Annotated in this window: 11 protein-coding genes and 1 pseudogene; 10 read left to right on the top strand and 2 right to left on the bottom strand. The window is 39.9% G+C overall.

Annotated elements, in window-relative coordinates:
- A pseudogene (locus ACTB0Y_RS15965) lies at positions 1–199 on the top strand (hypothetical protein); the annotation flags it as partial.
- Here the strand turns inward: ACTB0Y_RS15965 and ACTB0Y_RS15960 are convergent.
- Both ACTB0Y_RS15960 and ACTB0Y_RS15955 read right to left on the bottom strand, forming a co-directional pair.
- On the bottom strand, positions 158–1,219 hold the full coding sequence (locus ACTB0Y_RS15960) for an ATP-binding protein (protein ID WP_463207834.1): 1,062 nt from the start codon (positions 1,217–1,219) through the stop codon (positions 158–160). The pseudogene ACTB0Y_RS15965 and the gene ACTB0Y_RS15960 sit on opposite strands and share 42 nt — an antisense overlap.
- Positions 1,220–1,744: 525 nt before the next feature.
- Positions 1,745–3,145 carry a hypothetical protein gene (locus ACTB0Y_RS15955; protein ID WP_463207833.1) on the bottom strand — a complete coding sequence of 467 codons (1,401 nt, stop codon included), beginning with the start codon at positions 3,143–3,145 and terminating at the stop codon, positions 1,745–1,747.
- Between the two features lie 472 nt (positions 3,146–3,617).
- Here ACTB0Y_RS15955 and ACTB0Y_RS15950 point away from each other — a divergent pair, with 472 nt between their 5' ends.
- From ACTB0Y_RS15950 to ACTB0Y_RS15910, 9 genes are all read left to right on the top strand, one after another.
- The gene (locus tag ACTB0Y_RS15950) at positions 3,618–6,791 is read left to right on the top strand and encodes an endonuclease (RefSeq protein WP_463207832.1); all 3,174 of its coding nucleotides are present in this window, start codon (positions 3,618–3,620) and stop codon (positions 6,789–6,791) included.
- A gap of 284 nt (positions 6,792–7,075) precedes the next feature.
- On the top strand, positions 7,076–7,321 hold the full coding sequence (locus tag ACTB0Y_RS15945; RefSeq protein ID WP_463207831.1) for a thioredoxin family protein: 246 nt from the start codon (positions 7,076–7,078) through the stop codon (positions 7,319–7,321).
- Between the two features lie 4 nt (positions 7,322–7,325).
- Positions 7,326–7,766 carry a rhodanese-like domain-containing protein gene (locus ACTB0Y_RS15940; protein ID WP_463207830.1) on the top strand — a complete coding sequence of 147 codons (441 nt, stop codon included), beginning with the start codon at positions 7,326–7,328 and terminating at the stop codon, positions 7,764–7,766.
- 139 nt (positions 7,767–7,905) lie between these two features.
- The gene (arsM, locus tag ACTB0Y_RS15935) at positions 7,906–9,072 is read left to right on the top strand and encodes an arsenite methyltransferase (RefSeq protein WP_463207829.1); all 1,167 of its coding nucleotides are present in this window, start codon (positions 7,906–7,908) and stop codon (positions 9,070–9,072) included.
- Between the two features lie 308 nt (positions 9,073–9,380).
- Complete coding sequence (locus tag ACTB0Y_RS15930; RefSeq protein WP_463207828.1) at positions 9,381–9,839, top strand: hypothetical protein; 459 nt, start codon at positions 9,381–9,383, stop codon at positions 9,837–9,839.
- 78 nt (positions 9,840–9,917) lie between these two features.
- Positions 9,918–10,163, top strand: a complete 246-nt coding sequence (locus tag ACTB0Y_RS15925; protein WP_463207827.1) for a hypothetical protein — start codon at positions 9,918–9,920, stop codon at positions 10,161–10,163.
- Between the two features lie 48 nt (positions 10,164–10,211).
- The gene (locus ACTB0Y_RS15920) at positions 10,212–11,735 is read left to right on the top strand and encodes an efflux RND transporter periplasmic adaptor subunit (protein WP_463207826.1); all 1,524 of its coding nucleotides are present in this window, start codon (positions 10,212–10,214) and stop codon (positions 11,733–11,735) included.
- 12 nt (positions 11,736–11,747) lie between these two features.
- Entirely contained in the window at positions 11,748–14,837 is a 3,090-nt protein-coding gene (locus tag ACTB0Y_RS15915; protein WP_463207825.1) for an efflux RND transporter permease subunit, read from the top strand.
- Positions 14,834–16,009, top strand: a complete 1,176-nt coding sequence (locus ACTB0Y_RS15910) for a TolC family protein (RefSeq protein WP_463207824.1) — start codon at positions 14,834–14,836, stop codon at positions 16,007–16,009. The genes ACTB0Y_RS15915 and ACTB0Y_RS15910 overlap by 4 nt, the downstream gene beginning before the upstream one ends.
- The last annotated feature ends 376 nt before the right edge of the window (positions 16,010–16,385 follow it).

The following is a 16,385-nucleotide window of genomic DNA, read 5'->3' as shown; positions in this document are numbered from 1 at the left end:
AAAAAGATGGCTGCTTGGAACACATCAAAGCTATTTGAATAAAAACAAGTTGGGTTATTACTTAGATGAATATGTGTTCAGGTACAACAGGAGAATATCAAATAGTAGAGGTTTATTGTTTATGCGGTTACTTGAACAGGCTGTTATTGCAGAGCCTTTAACATATGATAAAATTATTAACGAAAATCACGGGTGTTGATCGGATACCCCATATTATTTTATTCCCCCCTTTCACGATAAAGTCACACTCCGATTCATCAGATTTCCAATAATACAACTCATATTGTTTTTGCCTTAGGCTTAAAAAGATTGCATTTTCCAGCAACCGACCCCAATCATCCTGAAAAGACAGGCTGTTTGCCCTGGCTAGTCCGGTGTCAATACTATAAACCTTTTTGGGTCGCACCTGCTGCTTTTTAGGAGACCATGAGAATTGCGGCAAAAACTCAACCAAATAACTTTCTTCCAGATAATCGCAATAATCAATGGTTGTTCTGACTGATTTTATCTCTAAATGAGATGATAATTTGTTATAACTAAATATCTTACCAACATTACTATAAAGAAAAACCGCAAGTCGTAAAAGTAAACTTTCATTTCTGATATTTCTTCTCACAGCAACATCCCTTATGACGATGTTGTTTAGCAATGTATGGAGGTAATCATCCGATTTTTCAATGTTGTATTCCGGGAACCCTCCCCGATAAAGGTATTCTTTAAAATTCCCGGCATTTTTTTCTACTTTAATAAAATCCACATACTCCTCAAAATTAAATGGAAACAGTTCATATTGCCGATATCTTCCGGTAAGCCGGCTTCCTAATTCTTTACTTAAAAGACTGGAATTAGACCCCGTAATTACAATTTTAATGTTTCTATCGTGAAAAAAACGAGCAAGTTTTTCCCAGGAAATAAGATTCTGCAGTTCATCCAAAAGTAAACAACTAACCTGATTTTCTTCAACTAATTCAGCAAGCTTTTCTAAATCATCAATTTGAAAACCTTCAATCCGGGGATCTTCAAAATTTATGAAAAAGCAATTCTCGTTTGAAAAATTATGTTTCATTAGCGTACTTTTCCCGCATCTTCTTATCCCGGAAATTACAGTAATACGATTACCTGACTCAGAAATTTTTAAATGTCTTCTGATAATTTGTTCAGAATTGAATAAAGAATTGTTTTCTTTAATTATCCGACTCAATTGTGATTTAAGTATCATAATCAATTTTTTACAAAAATATTGTTTTTGTATTAGAAATACAAACTATTTTGTATTGACAATACAAACTATTTTTTTTTGGTAAATACATTTTGTATGTTTTCCTTTTTCTGCATTACCAGGGTTGGAAGCCTGATGTTGAAAACAATAATCCGGAAAACAATATCTTGTTAAGTATGCAGTATAAATTTTAAATATTTTTGGAATTTGAGGTTATTTTCAACGAGAAAATGTTCATTACAAAATACCCTGTAGCTACAGTTTTTTGAGGACTTTTTTGAATTTGTCGCTGACTTCGACAGCAATAGTTGTACGGCAGGCAGGTGAAGCTCGCCATGATCCGTTAAATGTACGCCACATAATGCTTGTAGGTTCAATATAATCATGCCTGTGCGCCACCCTTCGGTCGCCGAAGGCTTGCCGCAGGTGTTACGCTAAAGCTTCAGGCGCCACGCGGTCGCAAGCTTTGAACTCAAACATTATGAACTAAACACTTTATAGACAAATTCTAATCGGCACAACCTTTCAACGCGATGCCAGAAGCATCAACATTTCCCAAAAAACTTCGTATGGAATTATTTCAAAAGAATCAAACCAGGGTGAATCTATTTCATTAAGCCTTTTGTGAAATTTTATTTTCCGTTCTTGCATTTCTTCCGGGTCAAAAGCCTGGGCAGCCGATTTTCCTAAATGGCGGAAAAAGGCGACTGTGCGCCGGCTATTGATTTCTTTTAGGTACCTGTGGTAATAAATAAGCAGATTGTTGCCTTCGTTATCAATCTCTTGCTGATCGAAAACCTTAAAAAGCAACACCCTTATAATGAGTAAGTTAATATTGTATCCGTATTTGTCCTTAACCGATTTTTTTGTATTTTCAAGAAAATGATGAAGTGCTTTTTTCCGACTAAAAAGCGGCAATTCACAAACCATCTCTTTTTTATTATCGACATGAAAAATGAAAAACAAAAAAGCTTCTCTAATCGTCCATGCTGATTTATCTGATGGGTCGAGAAATTCATATTGGGGAACTCTGTGCACTTCAGTGAGTATTTTCAAAGCTTGTGCATACTTTTTTTGTTTTATGCTGATGTCGAAATGAAGTTCCTGTACAAGAAATTTATTGAATGCCCGGTAGTCACTGAGGTGCAGGCAGGCTTTCAAATGTTGTGCTGCTTGGTCTAAATCTCGTGTATCCCTGTAGTATCGGGCAAAATAGTAGTTCAGGTCCAGCTGTAATGTTTTGTTGTGGATAAATGGAAACTCCGCCAAAAGGTCTACAATGTTTTGTAAATTGAGCCGTACAGCTTCATGGTCGTTTTGAAAATAGCTGGACAGAATTCTCATTTGGTACAGGTACCATTTAATAAAAGGACTGTTGTATTTCCTGAGCCAATTCTCAATGGATTTAATGTTCTTTTGTGCTTCATCAAAAATCTCTTCTGATTTGGCTATGGAATATTTGTTTCTGCTGTAAAGTTTTTCCCACATGCCGCGCGAAGCATTGTAGTAGTTTTGGTATTTGACAAGCTGCTTTACTTTTTCATCGTATTCTTCCGTTTCTTTGGGGAAACCTTTCATTGAATATACCGAACGGAATTTGCGCGCCGCCATAACTTGTATGTCAATAAAGAAGTATTTTTCAGCGGTTTGTTCAACTTTCGAAATTATTTTGGTGGGGTTGTGATAAACATTTTGTAAAAGAAGCTTCTCCGCTATCAACAGCTCTTTTTCTACCTGGAAGTGGATGGTCATGTAGTTCTCGTCATCTGTTTGCTGGTAGCTTTGCAAATAAACCAGCTCCGACAGCTTTTGCACCAAATTACGCTTGAGCATCAGGTATTTTTTGCCAGGTTTGGGCGAATCATAAATAAGGTTTGAGGCGTCTTCATCTGTCTTCGCCTTACCTTTTGTTATAAGCTCATACAATTTCCTTATTTTTGAATTTACAGGCAGCGCCGTATCAAAGTCATGTGGGGTGTTCTTCGAAAGTATGTAAGCAAATTCTTTTATCAAATCCATCCTAATTCCCCGTATAGCTTTAGATGATTACAGGTTAATTTCTCTCAAATTGATGAATCTAAGAAAACACCTGTTTTTCCGTTCTGCCGGCACAATTTAATGATTTTACTATCAAAACATAAGTGTAATAACTAAAACAACATGTATTGAAAATGGATTTTTTCCTTAATGATTTGTTAAGCTTATGTCTTATATTTTGAATATAAGAATCTTAAAATCAATTTTAGTTTTCTATGTATAATATTTAATCAAAACAAGTTGAGCACACTGAATTAAAATGATATTTGTCAGTTCTGGCTTACTAATGCAGGAACATTGTAATGGAATTAGATAGGGAAAGGTGGTAATTTAGTATCGAAATCAACTAAAATCCACGATTATGAAACTATTTACTTCCACCATGAAATTTTTCCTCTTATCCTTTCTTTTAAGTTTTATGAGTCTGCACATGCTGGCTCAAGCGCCTCCATCAGACCTGAGTGGACAGGATTTGCGCACCTGGTTGAAGCAAAACTACTACGACGGTAATCATAACCAACTTGGCTATGACAATGCCCGTATGTATATGTACAATTACATTGATAATCACAACAACACCATTACCGGCGTATATTCGGGTTACGAAGTAAACTGGCAGTATGGCGGAACCGGCACAAATCCGGCTCCAATAAATTGCGAACATACCATTCCGCAAAGTTTCTTCAATTATAATGAGCCCATGAAGTCCGATATTCATCACCTTTTCCCCACTTATCAAAACTGGAACAGTACACGTTCTAATCACCCGCTGGGCGAGATTGATGATAATACTACCTACAAATGGATGTACCTCGATCAGTCGCAAACCACAATTCCGAGCTACAATATTGATTTGTACAGCGAATATGCCAATTCTGAATTTGAACCGCGTGAAGATCACAAAGGAAATGTAGCCCGTGCGATTTTCTATTTTTACACCATGTATCCAACGCAAGCCGGCGACATGAGCCTTGTGGCAGATATCAATGAGTTGTATCAATGGCACCTCTCCGACCCGGTTGATGCTGATGAAATTGCCCGCAACAATGCTATTGAAACTTACCAGGGCGATCGGAATCCATACATTGACTATCCCACCGCAGTAGCTGATGCCTGGGGATTTGAATCTACACCTTCAGCACCTGCGGCACCACAGCTTTCACTGGTTTCGGGAACAAGCGATTTAACCGTTTCCTGGAACGATTTATCCAATGAAGATGGGTACAAAATTTATCGTTCCACAGGAAGTTCTTACAGTCTGCAAGCCTCATTATCGGCAAATACCACAAATTATGTTGATTATAATGTGGTTGAAGGAACAACGTATTCCTATTATGCCATTGCGTACAATACCGAAGGAAATTCAGCAAACAGCAATGTAGTTTCCGGTCAGTTGTCTACTTCTGGCGGCGGAAACGCAACCGATCTCTTCATTTCTGAGTATGTAGAAGGGTCATCGTACAATAAAGCTGTAGAAATAGCAAACTTTACCGGTAGTTCAGTAAATCTGTCAAACTACTCTTTATTTAAACAAACAAACGGTTCGGGTGCCTGGGAAGCAGAATTAATATTAAGCGGAACACTTGCCCATGGCGATGTTTATGTAATTGCCAATAGCAATGCCGGTACAACTGTAACGGCTGCTGCTGACCTTGTTACATCATCATCTTTTACCGTATTTAACGGAAACGATCCGGTTGCTTTGTTTAAAAACGGTTCGCTGATCGATATTCTCGGCACCTACAACAGCACAGCAACTTTTGCATCAGATGTTACTTTGGTGCGCAATTCCAATGTTGCTTCGCCAAACTCAACCTATACCGAAAGTGAATGGACAAGCTATGCACAAGATGAGTTTAGTTACCTGGGCAGCCACACTTTCGACAGCGGAGCAGTTGAAGATACAGAAGCCCCCACAGCGCCATCAGGTTTGTATGCATCCAACGTTACAGAAACAACACTTGATTTATATTGGAATGCCTCATCAGACAATATTGGCGTGAGTAGTTATGAAATTTATCAGGATGGAAATTATATTGCATCATCCACATCAACTTCTTATGCGGTAAGCGGTTTAACGGCTAGTACAACTTACAGTTTTTATGTGAAGGCTAAAGATGCAGCCGGCAATGTTTCGGTGGCATCGAACAATGCATCTGCAACTACAGACATGGGTGCAGATACAGAAGCGCCCACAGCACCATCAGGTTTGTATGCATCCAATATTACAGAAACTGCAATGGATATTTACTGGAGTGCCTCCTCAGATAATGTTGGCGTGAGCAGCTACGAGGTTTACCGGAACGGAAGCTTTTTGACTTCTACTTCATCAACTTCGTACGCCGTGAGCGGGCTGGCGGCCAATACAACATACAATTTTTATGTTAAAGCTAAAGATGCAGCGGGCAATGTTTCAGCGGCATCGAACACAATTTATGAAACAACCCTCGAAAGCCCTAGCAGCAACTGTTATGTGAGCGATCTTGTTCTCAATATCACCACAGATAATTATCCTTCGGAAACTACCTGGGAAGTAAAAGATGCCAACGGGCAAACAGTTACTTCAGGCGGCAGTTACAACAATAACAATTCAAACTATAGTGAAGTAATTGCACTGGCCGACGGCGATTATTCGTTTGTAATTTACGACTCCTACGGCGATGGAATTTGCTGCTCTTATGGCAATGGTTCTTATGCGCTTGCCGATGCAAATAATGCTGAAATTGTTTCAGGTGGCGACTTTGGCTCGTCAGAAACCACTACATTCTGCATTGGTGGCGGTGGTGGAACTAATCCTCCGGAAGATGACGGGTCTGCACCCGACAATTACTGTGCTTCGTACGGCAATAATTCCAGTTACGAATGGATTGATTTGGTTAGCCTTGGCTCCATTTACAACAGCACAGGAAATGATGGCGGATATGCCGATTATACCGCACAATCTACCGATGTGAGCCCCGCAAATCAGTACACCATAAATTATAGCTGCGGCTTCAGCGGATCATCCTACACAGAGTACTGGCACGTTTACATCGATTTTAACCGCGATGGCGACTTTACCGACAATGGTGAGCGCGTAGCTTATCAATCTTCAAGTAGCGGCGGAACATTATCAAGTACTTTTACAGTTCCATCCGGCGCCAGCATAGGAAACACCCGCATGCGAGTTACAATGAAATACAATGGCGAAGCTACGCCTTGCGAAACCGGTTTTTCTTATGGCGAAGTGGAAGATTATAACATCAATATAACAAACGGGAAATCTACTGTGCTCTCAGATAATCAGTTAGATGTTGACATGCAGGAAAATTACTCGGTTTACCCAAATCCTGTTTCATCAATTTTGAATATTGAAACTACAGGTAAGGAGGAGTTTGATGTTGTCGTTTATAATGTCAATGGGCAGCAAGTATTGCAAACCAATAGCCTTGTTTCAGGCGGACAAATTAATGTAGGTAATTTGAATAACGGAGTTTATATGTTGCAAATCCGCAATGCCGACCGTGTTGTTACAAAAAGGTTTGTGAAGAAATAAACAAGTTTACTGATGTTTTTTTAAGGGATGCTGTAAGAGGCGTCCCTTTTTTTGTATTTAACCTAAATTAAGCGATTTGAACGTAGTGAAAAAGCGCTTTCCGCCAGCTGGCGGATAACCCCTTGCTCCGCCGAAGCTACGCGAAGGCGAAGCCGACTTAGAAATTGTTGGTTTTCACTGAATAGGTGAGGTGAAAACCTTACAATTCCTTAGTCCCCGACACTTCGTGTACAGGGTAGGCTGTAAGCGAAAATCGCTCAATTTGGGTTTTAGACAGGATACATATGATTACCGTAGTAAAAATATTATGTCCCGGCCGTAAATGTGGAAAATGCCGCAAAATAATAGAGCGCGTCGAGCATGTAGCAAACGAATCAGGCTATCATATAGAGATTGATATCATTAACACAATCGACAAAATGATTCAATACAATACGTGGCTATTGCCAACATTAATAATAAATAACGAAATTGTTGCTCGAGGCTATATTCCGGAAAACGAAATAATTAAAAAACACTTAAAATTATAAACAGATGAACCTAAAAGCAGTATTGTTAAGCATTGTTCTTTTTTTAATGGAAGCTAATGCCATAAGTCAGAACTTAAGTTTAGAGAATTACTTGCTGAACTATGATTATGAGGCACGCAAAGAAATGAAAATAAATAGCGAACAATTAGCAGAGCTTTTAAAATCTGGCGAAGCCCAATTAATTGACATTCGATTCAAAGAGGAATATGAAGCATGGCGAATGCCTTTTGCTGTAAGCATACCCCTACCCGAGCTGCCCAAAAATCTCAACAAACTGGATAAAAATAAAATCGTTGTAACCGCCTGCCCGCATAAAGACCGTGCAATAATAGCCATGACATATCTCAAAACCCGTGGTTATAAGGCCAAATATTTAACCGATGGCTTGCTTGGCCTTGCTGGTTATTTGCGCGGAGATAAAGCACGTAATTTTATCAATAAATAAGATTTCGGACTGCGACACAACCCAGAAGGTAATTTCCGCAGTCTAATTATCATATTCTGCATAAAAAATATTGCCTGAATGATTTGGATTTCTAAATTTATGTCGTAAGTTTGCGACATACGTCATAAAGGTTAAAGAAATGATTAAAACAGACATTTTCAGTCAGGAACTTCAGGAGCTTTCGCGCTTCACCAAGGCTATCGCACACCCTGCGAGGCTTGCCATTCTTCAATACCTGGCAGAAACAAAAACGTGTATCTCCGGTGATATTTCCAAATCATTACCGCTAAGTCGCAGCACGGTATCACAACACCTGAAAGAATTAAAAGACCTGGGCTTAATACAAGGAAGAATTGATGGCTTAAAAACGAACTATTGCCTATGCAGCTCCAATATCGACAAATATCTGCTTATGTTCGAGTCATTCTTTGAACCCATCAAAGCCGTTGATATCTCTTGCGAAACATTAAACTCAAATAAATTACCCTCAATGAAAAATAAAAATTTAAAAGGAATTGTAAAAGAAAAGTATGGTGCAATCGCCGGACAGAACACCTTACTAAAGGAACAGGGCTGTTGCGGCCCTTCAAATTGTTGCGGCGAACTGGAATTTAGCATGATTGGCGATGAATATACAGAAATAGACGGACACAATGCGGATGCTGACCTTGGGCTTGGCTGTGGTCTGCCCACAGAATTTGCACAAATAAAAAAAGGCGATACGGTAATTGATTTAGGTGCCGGCGCCGGAAACGATTGTTTCGTGGCTCGCACACTTGTTGGCGAAACCGGAAAAGTTATTGGCCTCGATTTTACTGAAGAAATGGTTCAAAAAGCGCAGCAAAATCTAACCAAAACCGGGTTCAAAAATATTGAGTTCATTCAGGGCGACATTGAAGAAATGCCCCTACCCGACTCCACATGCGATGTGGTTATCAGCAACTGTGTACTCAACCTTGTGCCTGATAAACAAAAAGCATTTTCAGAAATTTTCCGCATATTGAAGCAAGGAGGCCACTTTTCCATTTCCGATGTGGTAACAAGTGGTGCATTGCCGGAGGGATTGAAAGAAGCTGCCGAAATGTATGCCGGATGCGTTTCAGGAGCAATCGACAAGCAGGAATACCTGAAAATTATTGAAGATGAGGGTTTCAGTCAGATTAAAATTCAAAAAGAAAAACCCATTGTAATACCGGATGAAACTTTACAAAATTACCTAAACGAAGAGGAATTGACAGAATATAAAAGATCGGGACGGGGAATTTTCAGCATAACGGTTTATGCAGAAAAAAATAGTAGAAAATAAGCCGATTTTATAAAAGTAGTTGAAATGGCCAAGTCGATGTGTACGGTTGGCTTAGCCCTTAAAGGCAATGTTGAACTAAATTACAAAATACATTTTTTGAACTAACGGTTCATTCTTACTTTTTTGAAAAAGCAGAAAACTATCTCAATTTAGTTTTCTGTTTTTTTTAGTTGTTTTGGAAAAAACTCGGTTCGTTCGGTTTTACCAAAAGCAATCTTTCTTAAATATTGTTTAAAAAGGCATGCTTTATGATTACTAATATTTGCATTTTTGTATAACAGTCAGATTTAATTCATATTTTTGCATCTGTGAAAGAGAAACTTTATTCCATAGCTTTATTACTGTCCTTTTTGGTGGTATTAGGTCATCAGATGGTTCCACATCATCATGGCGCTTTGGATAATCTTTCAAACGCTCACGAACCGGTAAAAGAGCATTCTCACCATGACCACCACGGGCATCAACCCCATGAAAGCAACCATCATGAAGATGATTCGGAAAACACAAATAATTCTCACAATCATTCATTTCCTCCCCACCAACACTCTGTAGCTTCCGATGACTATAGCTTCACCAGATTGACCCTGAGTTCAAAAACATCATTAAAAGTTATTTCTTTAATTGCTATTAATGCATGTGATGCAAATTCTTTAGCAATACCTCAGACAGACGAAAAGCAAAAGCTTTTCCCGGATAAACCATTTCCGATAAATTCTCTATTTCAACCCGGAGCCATCGGCTTACGGGCACCACCCTCTATGGCCTGAATTCCAGGTTAAGAATAACATCCCAATTTTATTATTTATTAATCATCCGTAGTGTTACGGACCAAAAATCAATTTATTATGAAGCGATTCATCTATTTATTGGTGTTCTCCATTTATCTGGCGTTTATGGCTGTTTCATGTAGTTCTGGTTCGCAAAAAACTGACGACCAGGGACATGACCATGGCACTGAAACTCATGACCATGAGCATGGACAAGACCATGAGCACTCCGAACAGGAAGAATTTGTAGTAGGCGACAGCACACACACTTCTACATCGGAAGAACATCACGATCATGACCACAATCATGGTCACAAACACTAAAATTTTATTCCGGGGCTTTTGCTCCGGAATATTTTAAAATTTAAAAATATGAAGTCAATATTATATATATCACTAATTATTATGACCAGCCTTTTTGTTGCTTGTAACAGCAATCAAAATTCAGATGGACATACACACGATACAATAGGTGGAGATACGGAACAGGCCGAGCATGCCCATGCCGCAGGAGCATTGAGTTACACCCTTTTTTCAGATGATTATGAACTTTTTGTGGAATTTCCCGCATTAATCGTCGGGCAAACAAGTGCTTTTGCAGCCCACTTTACACAATTAAGCACTTATAAACCGGTTTCGGAAGGCAAGCTTACAGTGAGTATCATTCGCGGCAATAAAGGAATACGCCATAGCGTGGATGCTCCCTCATCTCCCGGCATTTTTCGCCCGGCATTGCAGCCCAAAGAGACAGGTACTTATAAAATGCTGTTCGAATTGGAAAGCCCGTCAGGAAATGTAAGTTTTGAAATTCCTGATGTAGAAGTTTACGCAAACGGCGAAGAAGCTGCCCACGCAGCAGAGGAGCACGAAAACGGCGAGGAAGTTACCTACTTAAAAGAACAGGCCTGGAAAACAGAATTTGCCACACAGCAATTGACTATGCAACCATTCTATTCGGTTATTCACACATCGGCCAAAGTAAAACCACAACCACAATCATCAGTTGCACTAAATGCCCAAACAGAAGGACAAGTAAATCTGTTTGCAGTCATTGGGCAATCGGTAAAAAAGGGCGAGCTGCTCGCAGTGATTACCGGTTCAGGTCTCGAAAATAACATGAAAATTAAACTGAAAGAAAGCAAATTTGCCTTTGAAAAAAGTAAAGCTGATTACGTACGAACCAAACCATTGGCTGAAAAGCAGGTAATATCACAAAAGGACTTTCTGAAAATTGAATCTCAATACAAGCAGGACTCTTTGCGGTATTACCAACTGGCCAATCGAATATCACAGAATGGGTTGAAAATTACATCATCCATTGATGGTTTCATTAGTAAAATTAATGTAAGAAATGGACAATATGTTGATAAAAGCGCTGTAATTATGAACATCAGCAGCAAGAGTCAACTGCTCATTAAAGCTTTTGTCAATCAATCCGACTTTCAAAAAGTAAGTGGCATATTCGATGCAAACTTCTCGTTTGCAGCCAACAAGGAAACCATTACGCTAAAAGAACTCAATGGTAAGGTAATGTCGAACAATGCCTTTGTGAATGAAAATACTACACGGATACCTGTCACCTTCTCGGCTCAAAACAATGGGGAATTGATGCCCGGGATGTTCCTCGAAGCTTTTCTCAAAACAGGAAAGAAGGAACAGGCTTTGGTTGCTCCATTATCTGCTATAATTGAAGAGCAGGGGCAATATTTTGTGTTTGTTCAGACCGGGGGCGAATCGTTTGTAAAACGACAGGTTAAGTTAGCCAATAACGATGGAATCCGTACAGAAATTACTTCGGGTTTATCGGCGGGCGAACGCATTGTAACACACGGTGCTTACCAGATAAAACTGGCTGCATTGGCCGGCGATTTGCCACTTCACGGTCACACCCATTAAAAACAGAAAGCTATGTTAAACAAAATAATTGACTTTTCATTAAAGAACAGGCTTCTGGTGTTGTTCATGGCTTTCATTCTTTTATTTGGAGGAAGTTATGTGGCAACACAAATGGAAGTAGATGTGTTTCCCGACCTTACAGCCCCATCGGTGGTAGTGTTGACGGAATCACATGGAATGGCAACCGAGGAAGTGGAACGATTGGTTACATTTCCCATTGAGACAGCAGTAAACGGTGCTACTAACGTGCGCCGGGTGCGCTCATCATCGGCAACCGGAATTTCAATAGTCTGGGTCGATTTTGAGTGGGATACGGACATCTTCAAAGCCCGCCAGATTGTTAGCGAAAAACTGGCAACTGTGGCAGAGCGCTTGCCCGAGAATGCAAGTAATCCGATGTTGGCACCGCAGTCTTCCATCATTGGGGAGATTATGGTTATTACGGTTACGTCCGATTCAATTTCCCCCATGAAATTGAGAACCATTGGCGACTGGCAAATCCGAAACCGCCTGTTATCCATCGGAGGAGTTTCACAGGTTGTGGTGATGGGCGGCGATTATAAGCAATACATCATCGAAGCCGACCCCGAAAAAATGAACTATTACGGGGTAACATTCAACGAACTTTTCGATGCAAGTGACCATTTGAATCAAAATGCCACGGGTAGTTTCCTGAACGATTTCGGAAATGAATATGTCATTCGTGGTGTAATCCGCACAAATAACCTGGAAGATATTGGCAATTCAGTCATTAAAATGCAAAATGGGCAGCCCATATCCATTAACGATGTCGCAACAGTTAAAACAGGTTCCGCCCCGAAAATAGGCGCCGGTTACCTGAATAGCAATCCAGCGGTTGTAATGACGGTTTTAAAACAGCCCAATACCAACACGCTCGAACTCACAGAGAAGCTTGACAATGCCATTGAAGAGCTAAAAACAACCCTTCCTGCACATGTAAATATCAGGTCCGACGTCTTCAGGCAGGCAGATTTTATCGAACGTGCCATAAATAACGTTACCCGTGCTTTGCTGGAAGGTGGCCTTTTCGTTGCCATTGTTCTCTTTTTATTCCTGCTCAGCTATAGAACAACAGCCATCTCGTTAATTGCCATTCCTTTGTCGTTATTGGTTTCGGTTATCACGCTAAAAGGCCTGGGATTAACCATCAATACCATGTCGCTTGGAGGAATGGCCATTGCCATAGGTTCATTGGTAGATGATGCCATTATTGATGTGGACAATGTATTGAAACGCCTTAAAGAAAATGCCCGCTTACCCCGGGCTGAACAGACAAATAAAATCACGGTTATTTTCAATGCATCAAAAGAAATACGGGCGTCCATTTTAAATGCAACCTTAATTATTATTGTAGCCTTTATTCCTTTATTCTTTCTTTCGGGCATGGAAGGACGCATGTTGCAGCCATTAGGCATTGCTTTTATCGTTTCATTGTTTGCCTCTCTGGTGGTAGCTATTACGCTTACACCTGTAATGTGCAGCTTTTTGCTAACCGGTGATAAACAATTGGCTCGCCACGAAACAGGCAGCCGGTGGGTGCGCTGGCTGAATAAAAAATACGGCAAAACTCTTGAGCGTTCCCTGAATTTTAAAAAGTCGATAATCGGAGCTGCCGGAGTGCTTTTTATTGCATCCATGTTTATTCTTTTCAACATGGGACGGACTTTCCTGCCTTCGTTTAATGAAGGAATGCTTACGCTTAGCACCGTAAGTTTACCGGGAGTTTCTCTGGAGGAAAGCAACAAAATGAACCTGATGCTGGAGAAAGAAATGCTCGAAATGGAGGAGATTAACACCATTGTTCGCCGTACCGGCCGGGCAGAACTGGATGAGCACGCGCAAGGCGTTTTTTCTTCCGAGGTGGATGTCCCGTTTACCCTGAATGACAGGTCGAAAGAAGATTTCCTAAACGAATTGCGAAGCCGTCTGGGGACAATCCGGGGTATTAATATTACCATTGGCCAGCCGTTGTCGCACCGTATCGACCACATGCTATCCGGTACACGGGCAAACATTGCCATCAAAGTTTTCGGAACCGACCTAAAAAAAATGTTTTCGTTAGCTACACAAATCAAATCCAATATTTCAGATATTGAAGGACTGGTTGATGTAAATGTGGAACAGCAAGTTGAAATTCCGCAGTTGCAGATAAAGCCCAAACGTGAAATGTTGAAACAGTATGGCATTCCTTTAAACGAATTTGCCCGCTTTATTGATGTGGCTTTTGCCGGGGAAAAAGTTTCGGAAGTATACGAAGACAATATGAGTTTCGATTTGGTATTGCGTTACAAGGAGCGCTACCGGGAATCTATCGAGGCAGTTAAAAATACCCTTATCGACACGTACGATGGTAAAAAAGTTACCCTGAAAGAAATTGCGGATATCATCTCTGCATCGGGCCCCAATACCATAAGCCGTGAAAATGCACAACGCAAAGTGGTAGTTTCGGCTAATGTTTCGGGTCGTGATTTAAGAAGCGTTGTTACCGATGTACAAGGTTCTATTAAGAATAATATTGAACTCCCTGAAAAGTATTACATTGAATACGGTGGTCAGTTCGAAAGTGAAGAAAAAGCCTCCCGCTTGCTTTTTTACACCTCAATTTTGGCAATAATGATAATTTTCCTCTTGCTGTACATGGAGTTCCGAAATCTGAAAATTTCGGCAATTGTTCTTCTTAACCTTCCCCTGGCACTTATCGGCGGGGTTGTGAGTATATGGGCAGCTTCAGGCATGTTGAGTATCCCGGCCATTATTGGCTTTATTACGCTGTTTGGAATTGCAACAAGAAACGGAATTTTACTGGTGTCAAGGTACAATGCCTTGCAGGAAGAGGGAGAGTCTTTATATAATGCAATTGTTCATGGTTCGTTAGACCGACTGAACCCGATACTCATGACTGCCCTGACAGCTGCACTGGCACTAATGCCGTTGGCATTTGCAGGCGATAAACCCGGAAATGAAATTCAAAGTCCTATGGCTGTTGTCATTCTGGGCGGGCTGTTCAGTTCCACCTTGCTAAACGTATTTATCGTTCCTGCAGTTTATTATATGGTTAAACAAAAGGAGGAAAAGAAATGAAGAAATTAATCTATATCATCCTGTTGATTTCAGTTGCATTTGGCGGCTTTGGACAGTCTTTCAATAGCTTCATGCAAAGCGTTGAAAACAACAATCCAAAATTAATTGCTTTGCAAAAGTGGTTAGAAGCCGAAGAAACAAAAGCAAAAACGGGCATTTATCCTGATAATCCCGAAGTCAATTACAATTATCTTTGGGGTAGTCCCGATGCTATTGGCAACCAACAGGAATTCTCAATTACCCAATCGTTTAAACTGCCCGGGTATTATATCTCAAAATCAGCAGCTCAGCAGTTTAATTTCAAACAAAAACAGGCTATGGCTGAAAAGAAAAAAAGGGAATCCCTGCATTCTGCGCGTTCAGCCTGGTTTGATTTGGTTTGGCTGCATAAAAAGAAAGCTTTACTGAAGAAAAGAAAAAAGGATACCGAAAATCTGGTTGCCATCATGAAGGAAGGTTTCGAAGGAGGGGAAATATCGAAACCCGCATTCGACAAAGCCCGGATATATGCCATTGGTATTCAATCCGAATGGCAAAAAGTTCAATCCGATATTAAAGTTCAAATCCAATATCTTCAACAACTTAATGGAGGCAATACTATTGAAGGTTTGATTTTTGAATATCCGTTAAATTGGGAACTTCCGGGTTTGGATTCGCTCATTGCAGGACTGTCAGAGAACAATCCTGATTTATTAATGGCGCAACTCGGCATTCAACAATCCAAACAAGAAGTGAAGCACCAACGAATGAACAGTTTACCTTCGTTCAAAGCCGGGTATAAGTCAGAAACTATTTTAGACCAAAAGTTAGAAGGGTTTCATGCAGGAATCAGCATACCGCTGTGGGAAAATAAAAACAGCGTTAAATATGCAAAACTACAAACCGAAACGTCGAAAGCAAATCTGACACAACAGGAAAGTGAAGTAAAAGCACAAGTTTCAAAATTGTATTATGAAATAACGGCCTTAAAAGATAACTTCGAACAGATGAAATTAATCTTAGAGGAAGAGCGCGTTTCAGAAAGCAGTTTGGAATTATTAGAATCGGGTCAAATCTCATTTTCAGATTACCTTATGGAATCAGAGATGATTTTTGAATCTTACTTAACATATTTGCAATATCAACATGATTATCATTTGGCAACTTCTTCCTTAATGGTATTGACAGAATAATTTCAGACGTTTTTGAATATAATTGAAACGAACCACCGCAGAGCTTTAATGGCTTTGTATGTAATGAATGTGACGAAATGACCGTGATGGAATACGGCCGCATTAAAGGCGACAAACATGTTTGCCAGGATTTTGCAGAGAAATAATTTAAGTCTAATCTAAAATAAATCCCCGTGCCGGACCTTTTTAAAAACCGGCACGGGGATTTTTTATTCCAATCAAATTTCTATTGTCAAGTTCATTATCTTTGGGATTGTAATGAAATAAGTAGGCCGTTTTAACGAAGTTATTTTGTTCTTTAGCAACTTGAAAATACTGCGAATAGCGGGCTATTTAATGAATTTTCAAGGAAGTTAAAGGGCAAAAGAACAAGTTT

This window comes from Salinivirga sp., assembly GCF_055145285.1.
This window is presented reverse-complemented; position numbering and strand designations above follow the sequence as displayed.